A 12,545-nucleotide genomic window follows, 5' to 3' on the forward strand; every position below is an offset into this window, starting at 1 on the left:
GCTCTCTTATATTTGAATCCCCTTATATTCCAATGTTTCACGCAGAGCATGAGCCATAATGTCGTAGCCAAGGACATGAGGGTGAAGCCCATCGTCTGCAAGCTCCTCGCGCAATTGGATGCCATCTTCTGTGACCATCCGCGAATGGTAATCGACAAAAATAGCCCCTTGTTCGTTCGCTATTCTTTGAAGTTGCTCGTTTACACTGCGTATTGTCGTGTTTCGTATCCTATTGTTTCCCGATTGCGGCAAATTCGTTGGGAGAATGGAACAGATCACCGGCTTAATTTCGTGGTCTTTCGCTTTCTTAACCATTCCCTGTATATCATTTACTAGCCCAGTCGTAATTTGTTCCGCTGTCTTCCTTTGCTCCGTTGTAGCGCCATCCAGCGCCCAAAAATTATTCACACCAATTTTGATCACCACATGCTTTGGCTTCAATTGGATCACATCAGCATCAAATCGTCTGAGCACATGGTTGCTAATGTCTCCACCAATTCCTCGATTTACAATAAAACGACTGCCGCGGCCAAAATAGGCATTCAACTCCCACATATGCGTAATCGAATCGCCAATAAATACAAAATCAACAGGTACTTCGTGCGCAATTATAACCTCATTGCCAAAATCAAATTCTCCTCTGCGGCTATCTGCTGCAGCAGCTGTACCAAAGTACCCCGGTTTCACTGTTTCTACACGCTTAGTCGTCATTTCTTATTTCCTCCCATTATTCTTAAGCTTCCTCAACGCTTCGACATAATAATAATCACCAAAAATAAGTGGTGTATCTACATAAATATCTTCAGCGAAATAGCCGGTCGCATGTAACAACAGCCCTTCATCATCCGATTCACGAGCTGTGTAGTTTTCATACAACGAACGCAGAATGCTCTCCGCCGATCGTTTATATTCCCTTCCATCCGCTTCTGGTAACAACGATGCGAGTTCCAACAGTCCTGAAGCAGCTATGGCTGCTGCCGAGGAATCTCTTGGCATACCCTCATCTTCAGCAGGCAATCGGAAATCCCAATAGGGTACAAAGTCCGCTGGCAAATGATCCAGAAAAAAACGTGCCACTTTTTTGGCTGCAAGTAGGTAAGTCACCTTGCCCGTATATGCAAAGCTAAGAGCAAACCCATACAATGCCCATGCTGCTCCTCTTGACCAGGCCGAATCCGCGGCATACCCTTGTCCAGCAATCGCCGTTATTCGCTCCCCTGTTTCCGGATCGAAGCACACGATATGGTGAACAGATCCATCTGCAAGGACAAACTCCCGAAGCACAGTATCCGCATGAATTTCAGCAATAAGACGATACCGAGGATCTGCGATTTCTCGCGAAGCCCAATAGAGGAGTGGCAGATTCATCATACAGTCGATAATAGCCCAGCCACTGTGATCCTCCCCGCCCCAATTCGGCCACGCACGGATAAACCCACCAGCTGGATTAAATCTTCCGGCTAACAGACTGGCAGCCATGAGCCCGTGGCGCTTGGCTTCCTCATCTTGCAAGAGTTTATATTGATTGATGCTGCTTAAACCAAACATAAATCCAACATCATGATGCAAGGAATCAAATTCCCATAGCGACTGACTGATTTCTCGCTCGCATTGTACAGCCAAATCCTTTAATCGTTCATTTTGTGTTTCTTGATAAACCAACCAAAGCAATCCTGGCCAAAATCCCGAAACCCAATCATGGGCAGGGCTCTTCGTGTAACGTCCATCTCTTGAGCCATTCGGAAATGATGCTCCAATCGAATAGCTGGTTCTATCGATTTTTGTGACCACCTGCTGCCATGCTTCTTCTATCCAATTCGCCTTATTATTCATCCGATACCTTCCTTCTGCCAACTTCTACATCATTCATTATGGCATCCGAAAAAAGAGAATAACATGATTGAAATTAAAGATCATGAACATTCATTAATCATGTTTGACCAACTTTTATTATTGCTTTCGATAGATCTCAGGTGTAACTCCGTAATATTGTTTGAAGCGCCTAATAAAATGCTGCGGGCTCTGGTAACCGATTTTTTCTGTAATTTCATAGATCTTGCAAGATGTATTTTCCAACAAATTCTTAGCTTCTTCCATACGTACTCGAAGAATATATTCGCTCAGATTCATACCTGTTATCTCTTTATATATTTTCGATAAATAAACAGCATGCAAATAAACCGCATCACTGATGGTTTGCAGGGTGACATCCTTCCCCAAGTTTTGCTGGATGTAGTGGTGAATTTTGTTAACCAGTTGCTGGTGATTCTCATCATTCATTAAAGGCACACCATCCATCAGTGCCTCCATGATAATACCGCTCCATGTTTTTAATTGCTTGGCAGAATGAATCACATGGCTTTCTGAATGCGATGAAGTGCCTATTATATCTTCTAAGACGATCCCTTTTTTGTGTGCCAGATAAGTGAAGCAGCTTAATAAATGTAAATAGGCCTCTCGGATATGCGCTTGCGAGTCCGACTGACTTTGTTCAAGTTCATGAAATATCGCTATGAATTTCTCATTAATTTTTTCCATATTGCCCATATCCATGAGTTGAATCAACATTGGTACTTGATATAGCGTGCTCAATGGCGCCAATTTTCGATTTTGAATGATATCCTGCTCCAAAACAAAAATTCCTTGTCGCTCTGCCGATTTCATGACTGTTGACCGTACAGACAAGAAGACGGAATGAATGTCTTTTGGAAATTGTGCTTGATTCGAAATGAAAATAGAAATGTTTCCTTTTAAATAGTGATCAACTTGTTCTACCAACCGATTGGCCAAGGAAATTAACAAATCTTGGTGAGACGGATGCCATGTATCTGTCTCAGAATTTTCTGTGGTTTTGGGCAGGAGTAATAAGGGGAGATTGGCTTGGGTAGCTTTACTTGACCACAAATGAAAGTGAGGTGACAACAGTTCCTCTGCCATATTCCTTATGGCATATTCAAATAGTTTCATATCGGAAGCATTGTAGGATTCGTAAAAATAGGGATCAAATTTAATGACGACTATTTTAATAACATCTCCATAAGTCATAGGGATTTGGTACATATTGAGCTTTTCCGACAGTTGACTGTTCCCGATATTTGCGCCTTGTAAAATTTCAAACAGCAAATTCTCTTTCAACAATGGTAAATTCTGATGAAGGAGTGACGTTGCTTGCTCGTAAATTTGATGCTGCTGTAAATCATTTTGACGTTTAATGATTATTTTTTTTACCGAATCTAGTAACATTTCATCACGGACTGGCTTGATAAAATAATCAACGGCATGCAGTTCGATCGCTTTTTTGGCATATTCAAATTCCGCATACCCTGTGAGCAAGATGCAATCTATCTTCTTATTACGCTGATTGATGAACTGGATGAGCTCAAGTCCTGTGATGCCAGGCATACGAATGTCGGCTATCATAATGTCAATCGGGTGATCTTCTATGAGGGCTAGAGCGCTTTGCCCCCCATAAGCCTTGTGAACAGTGGTGATGCCTATTTCATTCCAGGGTAACGTGGCAGCTAGCGTATCCACCTGATGTTTATGATCATCAACGATCAATAAAGAAAACATGCAATCACTCACTCCCTCTCTACTTTTTCCCAATACAGCTCGACTTTTAAGCCGCCCAATGTCGAGTGGTCTAGCAACATTCCTGAATTCTTGCCGAAGTAATAGTTAAAACGATGGTGAACATTCCATAATCCGGTTTGTTCGCTTTCGTTATCCTCCATACTGATTTTCCTTTTAAGCGCTTGCAATTTCTCCGCTGATAATCCTGGCCCATTATCCTCAACGATGAGACGATATGAATTCGGGTCCTCCAATCCTACGATGGTAATCCAACCATTCTCTAAAATTTCTTCTAAGCCATGTACAATCGCATTTTCAATAATCGGCTGAAAGATTAGTTTAGGAATTTGGATCGTTTTCATGGATTCGGGAATCGAACACGTATATTGAAACTTATCCAATTGATGATTCATAATATTCATATAGTTAACCGCTAACTCTATTTCGCTATGTAATGTCGTGACTAGTGTTTCATTGCGAGTCGTATATTTGTAATAATCCCCTAGATTATGTGCCATAGCGATGACCGATTGGTTTTTATTCATTTTTGCCATATTGACGATATAGGCAAGACAATTGTAAAGAAAATGGGGATTGATTTGGGATTGAAGTTGCTTCATCGCAGCCTCTCTAGAGCGAATCTCTTCTATGTACACGCGTTTTATCAACTGATCGATTTCTAATCCCATGCCATTAAAAGAATCAAACAACTGCTGAAATTCATTATTTCGCTTTCTTTTAATCCGATAAGCAAAATTCTTATTCTTGATATGCTCTACTCCACGAATTAATATCCGAATGGGAACTTGAATATGAAAGTACAATAAGAAGGCAGCGATTGTGCCAAATAATAGTAGTAATAGCAAGATCATATAGAATAAATTTCGGCTGTGAACGACCGGCTGTAGGATCTCGTCAAGCGGTTCGATATCTACTAAACTCCAATCGACTTTGCTTGAGGCTAGTGTATACAGAAGATATTTCTTCCCATCTATGGATACGATATCGTGGAACTTTGACTTGCTCGTGAATTGATCCAAGGGGTAGTCTTGCATGAGTTGCTGAATTCTTTGGGTATTGGCTGTGCTGCTATAAACCACTTGATCTTTGCTATGATAGAAAAAGGCATCGCTATGACCTGCCAGCTTAAAACTATCCAGCAAATTGGTAATATTCTGAGTAAAGAAATCCACGCGAATGATCAGCTCAGAATTCTTGATATCTGCTGGATCCTCATGAAAAGGTGATACAAAAAAACGGGAAAAGGCATCCATTTGGACACCGTTAACACCTACTTTATTCAGTCGCCAATTGGGGGTGTAGCTTTTTAAAATCTCATCTTCATCGAACACTGTAGTTGTATCCGTGGACAAAAACAATTGACTTCTCGGAAAATAGATGGAGATAATATTCATAATATTATTCGTAATGCTAAACAAACTGAGCTTGCTCTGAACATCTTGAATAACATTCAACCGATCATAACCAGATGTAGGCAAATTTCCAAATGCCACACTCTTGATCTCAGGATCTTTGGTAGCCAATGCCGCGAACAGCATGTTCTGGTCCAGTAAGATCTCGATTTGACCCAGAAAGTTAGCTAATTTCTCTTCATTTCTCGTATTGATTTGGTTCTCTATGACATGGATAGTCTGTTGATAGGAGTACGCATAGAGGCCTAGTATGGGGATTAAAATCATAACAATCAGCAAGATAACTTTCGTAATCAGATTCATTGGGTTCCCCCACTCACTCACATTACTTACAGCTCTATCATAATCTTATTTCCTATTCTTTGACAGATCCCAAAGTCATACCTTTTACAAAGTATCTTTGCAGAAATGGATATACGAGCAAGATTGGGAAAATTCCGATGAACATAAGTGCCGATTTAAGGGAGCGTTCCGATAGTTCCTCCAAATCAGACGGGTTTAGACCAATCTTGGTATAATCAAATCCAGCAATTAAGGCTTGAAGAAATGTAGCCAGTGGGAATTGATCGGCTTTATTCATATAGATCATTCCATCGAACCAAGAATTCCAATGAAACACCATAGTAAATAAGGAAAGTGTTGCTATAGAAGGCAATGAGATCGGAAGAAATACCGTGAATAGGACACGGAAATGTCCTGCGCCGTCTATCATTGCTGCCTCTTCCAGCTCTTTAGGGATTCCACGAAAGAAATTCATCATGAGCACAACATTGAATACATTCACTGCGACAGGTAGGATCAAGGCCCATATGGTGTTGGTCAACCCTGTCTTTTGTACGACTAGATAAGTGGGGATTAATCCGCCGTGAAACAGCATGGTAAATACGAAAAACCAAGCGTACAACGTTCTCCCTTTAAAATACCTATCCTCCTTGGACATCGAATAAGCAGCCAGCATCGTAAGAAACATCGTTAGCAACGTACCCAATACCGTCCTTAATACACTCACTTTAAAGGCAATCAAGAAATTATTGCTATTTAATGCCGTTTTATAGGCATCCAGATTAAAGCCGATCGGCCAGAATTTGACCAAATAAGATGTCGTTGCATAGTCCGAGCTTAAGGATACAGCTAACACATGGATCAACGGCAATATGCATAAAAAAGCCATCATCGACAAGAAAAAACTATTGGTGAATTGAAACATTTTGTTTGAAAACGATAGTTTTAACATAGCATATATCCTCTCAGAAAATCCTGTAATTTGCATATTTAGATGCTAATTTATACGTTGTCGCAATAAGAATAAACCCAATAATCGATTTAAAAAATCCGACCGCTGTGGCTAAACTAAAAGAACCTTGCTTCAAACCTACTCGGTAAACATACGTATCAATAATATCTCCTTTGGGATAGACCAAGGGATTATACAGATTAAAGACTTGATCAAACCCAGCATTCAGAATATTGCCAAGTGATAATGTAACGATAACAATAGCAATTGGAATAACAGCGGGTATCGTAATATGAACCGCTTTTTGCAAATTATTGGCACCATCGATATCAGCAGCTTCATACATATTCGGATTAATTCCAGCCATAGCTGCCAGATAGATGATGGTTCCAAACCCAAATTCCTTCCAAACATCGCTTGTAATTAATGTAGCCCGAAACCAATTCCCGCTCTGTAGGAAAGAGATCTGCTCCAAGCCAATCCAACCTAAAAATTGATTAATCAAGCCATTGGTTGAGAGCATATCCGTCAAAATCCCGCCAAGAATCACCCAATTAATGAAATGAGGCAAATAAACTAGGGATTGAATCGTTCTTTTAAATATCACCATACGTACTTCATTAAGAAATAAGGAAAAACTGAAAGGAACAATTGCACCAACGACAATTTTAAATAAAGCGATAAACAACGTATTCCAGATAACCTGCAAGGCAACAGGATCATGGAACATAAATTTAAAATGCTTCAGTCCAACAAACGGGGACTTGAAAACGCCAAGCCAAGGCTTGAAGTCCTCAAAGCCAATCATAAACCCAACCATGGGGATATAATTGAAAATAATTAGCAAAATGATGGAAGGCAATAAAAACAGATGCAACGGCCACGTTTTTCTTAGATTCAAATAGCTTTTCATTCAAATAATCTCCTATCGACTTTCAATATCGAGATAAAATGGTAATTTTGAAGAAACTAAATACGGAGAAACATAGTGAATCTCTGTACTCCGTATTTACTTCCCCTTATGAAGTCAGTTCCTTATTTCTGTTTGGAAACAGCTTCATTAATCTCTTTGGTAATTTGTGTGCCACCTTGCTCATGCCATTGCTTAAGGAATGTATCAAAATAATCCGGTTTCTGTTTCCCATAAATAATCTGCAAGTAAGCTTGATCCTCCAACGTATTCAGCTGCTCCCATTTCTCTTTCATCGTTGGAGTATTAGCGCCATAGAATCCGTTTTTCACATCCTTGTCCATTTGCAGGTAACCCACGGAAAAACCATCGATGGCCAACTTGTCATTGCTTGCAGCTAATTTTTGTTCAAATACATTATCCAATTTCCCCGCTGCAACACGCTGGTAGATGCTCGGACCTTCCATTACATTCGTTGGTGCCGTTCCATTTGAAGGGAATATTAAATATCGGCTAAGATTGACAATGCCATCCGGAACCGTTTTCCAATCTGGCTTTCCATCTTTCATTACGTAATCGTACCCTTCCCCTTGCCCTACCGCGAATGGACAGGAAGCATCTTCGATCAGGCAACCATACATGGTGTCATAATATTTAAAAATGGCTTCCATATTATTAAATCCCTTACGAAATACATAAGTGCCATAGGATGGCTGTGATTCCTGACGTCCAACCTCACCCGTAATTCCGGATGGAATCGGATAGGGTTTGATATTAAGCGTTTGATTCTTGCTCTTCGCTTCCGATACTGCAGTTCCAATTGGCCAAGCGCCTGCCCAACCTGCGGCAATTGCAATCCCCGCTTTCCCTGAAGTAAAATCAGCCATAGCTTTTGCTGCATCCATGGTTCCAAAATCAGGATTAAGATAACCTTTGCTAAACCATTGATTTAATTTGGCAAGACCTGCTTTAACAGTTGGTCTATTCGCACCGTATTCCAATTTGCCATCTGGCCCTTTGAGCCACATATAGGGCTGATCCTGCCCGAAAATAAACTCGACATTGGTCATGTAATTATTCGTTGGTTTGTGGTAGCCTGTGTTTGCTCCAAATGCCAAACCGAATGTATCTTTTTTGCCATTTCCATCCGGATCTTGATTCGTAAACGCATCCAATAATTTTTCGAATTCCTCAATAGTGGTTGGGGCTTTCATTTGCAGCTTATCCAGCCAATCCTGACGAATCCACATGATATTCTCGCCAACCACGCCATTTGAGACATCCGGTAAACCAATTACTTTGCCGTTTCTTTTAGCTGTAGCCCAAACTGCCGGGTTTTTTGCGTATAAATTTTTTAATCTGGGTGATGCATATTTCTCAAAAGCTTCGTCAATCGTTTGAATTTTACCTGAATCAATCAATTCCTCAAGCAAGCTTCCCCCTGTATAAAGGACATCCGGTAATTGTTCCCCGCTTGCCATTGCCAATCGTACTTTCGTCTCGAATGCTGCTGTATCTGTAACTACCCATTGAAATTTAGTTACAATTCCCAAGTTCTCACTTAACCATCGCGTGACCGGATTATTCTCTGGCGTATCTCCAAAACGGAGTTTATCTGAAGGTCTCAATGTAATAGCGGCGGATATCGTAACCGGAGGATCAAATTTGGTACGGGCATTCGATTGCGGCGACTGATTAGTGCCTGTCGCAACTGGACTAGCTGAATTCGTCGGACTGGTACTTTCCGATGCCTCGTTACCTCCGCCTGTGCACCCGGCAATCATGCTCATGCAAAGGGTGATACCTGTTAATATGGCTACTGTTCTACGATTCCTTTTCATGTGAACCCCCTTATGGAATGTATCTTACACTATTAATTATTGCATTCGTCCCAACTGAATGAAATGATCGATATTAAAGATTATGAACTTTGATTAGTCATTCCTACAATGAGAAAAGCTTTCCTTTAGCCACTTGGCTTTGGAAAGCTTTTTTACTCATAGAGACCTTGCTCTTCGTTATAGTTTACTCGTAAATACAGCCCTACCAAGTGCCGGAGAGTAATAGGTCAGGTCGTTCTTAAATACGATCTTTACGTACTTGGTGCCTCCAGGTAATTGTTGATCATAGCTAACCTTATGATAATTCGTTCCTACACCTAGCACTACTGTTCTGTTCGGAGTAACTAAGGTATAGGTAACATTGTCAGGCGACGAATAAATATCAAAATCATTGATCGGTTCATTGTAGGCAAACCAAGTGTCTAGAGCGAATGAATCCATATTCATGCTGCCAAATGCTTTATAAACCACATTTTCTTGTAAAGTGTTAAGTCTTGACAATCTAGAAGTATCTCCGCCATATTTCGCCGCATTGGAACCACTTAAAATCAATTTAGAGGTACGCGAGAAAATTTTCGTATAATCATTAAGATCATCAACGATAGTGACACTGCTGGTAGGTGGAATCGGGGCATTGGTATCATATTGAATGGACAATTTATGCGATCTGCCGTCCTTGGCCTCCGTATTCACTTCAAATTTAATTGTAGGGCTTAATTGCAAAATCGTAATACTTGCGTCTTTTTGAATTAAAGTAGCTCCTGTTTTTGTGATTTCATACGTTATCTTGGTCTGAAGATGTGTAGGGTCTGATGCAGCAATATCCAATACCCCCGCCTGATCCCTTACCATAATGGAAGAAGGATTGTAGGCAATAATACCAGCAGCAATATCCGGCGTCCAGAAATTAGCGCCTGTGAGGCCAAGTCCATTTTCTTTAACCATTTGAACACTCGAATTGTTAGCAATAATCGATACATCTGGACTATTGCTGTACGCAGTGGTTTGTTCTGCCGTCTTGCCTGGCAGCATCACATAAGCGTAGTCTTTGTTAACGGGGTTAGTACCGTGATCATACCAGAACGTAAGGTATTTTTTGTTGATCACATCTGTCGAGCCTCCTGAAAACATTTGTCCCCAGGTGCCTTGTCGAGATTCACGAATGCCTTTAATCGCTGCGGGTTGCGGGAAATAATATCCTCCTGTGCCTTCCATATACACAGTGGATACATTACTCATGTTTTCTGTCCATCCCATTCCTGAAGGCTTCGTCACGCCATTTACAACAAGCTGCTCATCGCCTTTGTAAGTTGTAATGGAATGCACAGGGGTTAATACTGTCCCCAGTGCATTGGGCGCATAGAATTGAATCTCTGAAAGCCGATTGCCTAGATCAACATTATTCCCATGGAAAATGATTTTCGCGTATCTAGCAGTCGAATCTACTAGATCATACGCTTTTACTTCAGATGTCAACGCACTTTGACCGCCATATACCGTTGTCCACACCGTATTATCCAATGAGGTCTGAATTTCAAATGAATATTGCCGGATACTGCCGATAAAGAAGGCTATTCCTGCGTATCCAATCGTAACATTACTACCAAAATCATATTTCAGCGAATTGCCATCGCCTACAGATGACCAACGTGTAAAGATATCATTGTCATTGGTTTCAAGATTATTCGTTGTTGATAACGCTTGCAAAGGAACAACCGAAGGTGGAATAATTAAATTTTGTGGATTTGGGGCATAGATTTGCACCTCTTGGATGTGGTTATATGCGTTAGTGGTATTACCATGACCGACAATCTTAACGTACCGCGCATATACATCAGGAAAATCAAACACTTGAATGGTCGATGCGTAAACTCCTACTATTGAGCTTCCGCTGTATACTGTCGTCCACACTGTATTATTGCTGGAAACTTGGATATTGAACATACTGGCTCTGGCTGCCTGACTTAAGAAATTAATACCAACATACCCAACTGGCTGCACTTTGGCTAGATCATATTGAATCCATTGACCATCACCTACGGAAGTCCATCTACTACTTATGTTATTGTCTAACGTATTCTCAGGTATGTTGCCATCATTGCCGCTATCGGTGACCTGGCTTACCATCAATCGCATGGGTTCGCCGCTCGTTGGGGTTGCAACCGGAGAACTTGTATCGATTCCATGGGGAATCGTCTCTTTATTAAGACTTCTATTCTCAATGGTTGTTTCAATTACTCTGCCATCTGTACTATTGATTCCACTCCCAAGGGCGACGATTTCATCATCGAAAGTGAACCAAGACTTCTTGGCTTTCAGCGTGCTTCCAGCTCCTTGCAAATCCATTCCCACCGCTGCGTATTGATTAAGCAGTTCTGTTCCACCTGTCCATGTACTAGGACTTAGGTAGTTTGCATTGGATCCGTCCGCTCTTACTCTGGTATCAACCGTTGTACCTGGTAATCGATACTTGTTCACTGTAGGCCAATAGTCGATATATTGACGCAGATCGTTATTATATAAATAAGTCATCCCTTCGCCTGTATACCAACCCTTTACATTTTGATTAATACCATTTTCATAATTGGCGATACGATTAGAAGACATACTGACGCCAAATCCATATCCGGATTCTGGCTTCAAACTGATTGCTCTGTCCATACCAGCAAATACTTTCGTTAATGCAAGTTCTCCTCTTGGGATAATGTTGGTGTCATTCATCACAGCCTTTGCCAGCTGAAGAATGCTCAAATTTGCATCCTTATAGATACTGACTGTAAGATCTTGTTGAACCCAATATTTGACCATGGCCTTCATTCTCTGCGCATCCGTAGGGGGGCGATCTGCGCCAATCGTAAAATGCCTCCCATTACCTTATTACCGATAACACGGCCTTGCGTGGAACTACTTGCAATTTCTCTGCCTCTCACCATGTCCATCATTAAGCCTTTATAGATGACTGGCTCATAGCTGTCATAGATCCACTTAAATACATTAGAATAGTTCGCATATGTGTATTCCCATTGCGAACCGTTCAACCAATAGAGGAGATTGGACACATCCGGCAGGAGATTGGCCCCATAACCGCCCGTGTAGGCGATAGTACCATGCTGCAAGAATGAACCGTCTTCGTAAAATCCATCTCCTTTAATCACATAGTCCATGACTTGATTTAATGCATCTCTTGAAGCCTCCAGCTTGGCACTTGATTTCATAATGATACCTTGCCCTGCAACAATCAGGGCTTTCCAAACACGATTAGCGCCATAGGCTGGATTAGGTGCAGCATATTGAATGGCGGTTGGATCCGTGTTGTAGTAAGAAATCACATTCATATAGTTAGTGATTAGACCTGGATTTGTCGTAATCAAATCATCATACATTAAAATTAAGATATCTTTGATCTGAATCGGTGATTGAATCTCCAAATCAAACCATGTCCCCGTTATCTCAGGCCCAAAAAGCGTTTCGTTGTACCGATTTCGTGTATGTGACAAAATTTTGCGAGTTTACTGGATCAGAAGTGTTGTAGGCGGACCACAAGTACGTTCTGT

General features: G+C 41.1%; 9 protein-coding genes. All 9 read right to left on the minus strand.

From position 1 onward, the window contains the following. Window positions 1–6 precede the first annotated feature (6 nt). Window positions 7–711: an SGNH/GDSL hydrolase family protein gene (locus tag ASL11_RS14515; protein WP_056615326.1), complete on the minus strand. Its 705-nt coding sequence runs from the start codon at window positions 709–711 to the stop codon at window positions 7–9. A 3-nt stretch (window positions 712–714) separates the two neighbouring features. Then, entirely contained in the window at window positions 715–1,833 is a 1,119-nt protein-coding gene (locus tag ASL11_RS14520) for a glycoside hydrolase family 88 protein (RefSeq protein ID WP_056615329.1), read from the minus strand. Window positions 1,834–1,950: 117 nt separating this feature from the next. After that, complete coding sequence (locus tag ASL11_RS14525) at window positions 1,951–3,573, minus strand: response regulator transcription factor (RefSeq protein WP_056615332.1); 1,623 nt, start codon at window positions 3,571–3,573, stop codon at window positions 1,951–1,953. Between the two features lie 8 nt (window positions 3,574–3,581). After that, a complete protein-coding gene (locus tag ASL11_RS14530; protein ID WP_056615335.1) occupies window positions 3,582–5,309 on the minus strand; it encodes a sensor histidine kinase in 1,728 nt (575 codons plus the stop codon). A gap of 52 nt (window positions 5,310–5,361) precedes the next feature. After that, complete coding sequence (locus tag ASL11_RS14535) at window positions 5,362–6,240, minus strand: carbohydrate ABC transporter permease (protein WP_056615338.1); 879 nt, start codon at window positions 6,238–6,240, stop codon at window positions 5,362–5,364. A 13-nt stretch (window positions 6,241–6,253) separates the two neighbouring features. Continuing rightward, window positions 6,254–7,153, minus strand: a complete 900-nt coding sequence (locus ASL11_RS14540) for an ABC transporter permease (protein WP_056615340.1) — start codon at window positions 7,151–7,153, stop codon at window positions 6,254–6,256. Window positions 7,154–7,275: 122 nt separating this feature from the next. Continuing rightward, window positions 7,276–8,991 carry an extracellular solute-binding protein gene (locus tag ASL11_RS14545; protein WP_056615343.1) on the minus strand — a complete coding sequence of 572 codons (1,716 nt, stop codon included), beginning with the start codon at window positions 8,989–8,991 and terminating at the stop codon, window positions 7,276–7,278. A 177-nt stretch (window positions 8,992–9,168) separates the two neighbouring features. After that, on the minus strand, window positions 9,169–11,808 hold the full coding sequence (locus ASL11_RS14550) for a polysaccharide lyase family 8 super-sandwich domain-containing protein (RefSeq protein ID WP_056615345.1): 2,640 nt from the start codon (window positions 11,806–11,808) through the stop codon (window positions 9,169–9,171). Beyond that, a complete protein-coding gene (locus ASL11_RS14555; protein WP_268796197.1) occupies window positions 11,805–12,488 on the minus strand; it encodes a hypothetical protein in 684 nt (227 codons plus the stop codon). The genes ASL11_RS14550 and ASL11_RS14555 overlap by 4 nt, the downstream gene beginning before the upstream one ends. Between the last annotated feature and the right edge of the window lie 57 nt (window positions 12,489–12,545).

The organism is Paenibacillus sp. Soil750, assembly GCF_001428045.1.
GTDB classification, from domain to species: Bacteria; Bacillota; Bacilli; order Paenibacillales; family NBRC-103111; genus Paenibacillus_E; species Paenibacillus_E allorhizoplanae.

What these genes read in the sequence shown, in the direction of transcription:
- ASL11_RS14515 (WP_056615326.1), bottom strand. Translation starts at nt 711, where the DNA reads ATGACGACTAAGCGTGTAGAAACAGTGAAACCGGGGTACTTTGGTACA.
- ASL11_RS14520 (WP_056615329.1), bottom strand. Translation starts at nt 1,833, where the DNA reads ATGAATAATAAGGCGAATTGGATAGAAGAAGCATGGCAGCAGGTGGTC.
- ASL11_RS14525 (WP_056615332.1), bottom strand. Translation starts at nt 3,573, where the DNA reads ATGTTTTCTTTATTGATCGTTGATGATCATAAACATCAGGTGGATACG.
- ASL11_RS14530 (WP_056615335.1), bottom strand. Translation starts at nt 5,309, where the DNA reads ATGAATCTGATTACGAAAGTTATCTTGCTGATTGTTATGATTTTAATC.
- ASL11_RS14535 (WP_056615338.1), bottom strand. Translation starts at nt 6,240, where the DNA reads ATGTTAAAACTATCGTTTTCAAACAAAATGTTTCAATTCACCAATAGT.
- ASL11_RS14540 (WP_056615340.1), bottom strand. Translation starts at nt 7,153, where the DNA reads ATGAAAAGCTATTTGAATCTAAGAAAAACGTGGCCGTTGCATCTGTTT.
- ASL11_RS14545 (WP_056615343.1), bottom strand. Translation starts at nt 8,991, where the DNA reads ATGAAAAGGAATCGTAGAACAGTAGCCATATTAACAGGTATCACCCTT.
- ASL11_RS14550 (WP_056615345.1), bottom strand. Translation starts at nt 11,808, where the DNA reads ATGAAGGCCATGGTCAAATATTGGGTTCAACAAGATCTTACAGTCAGT.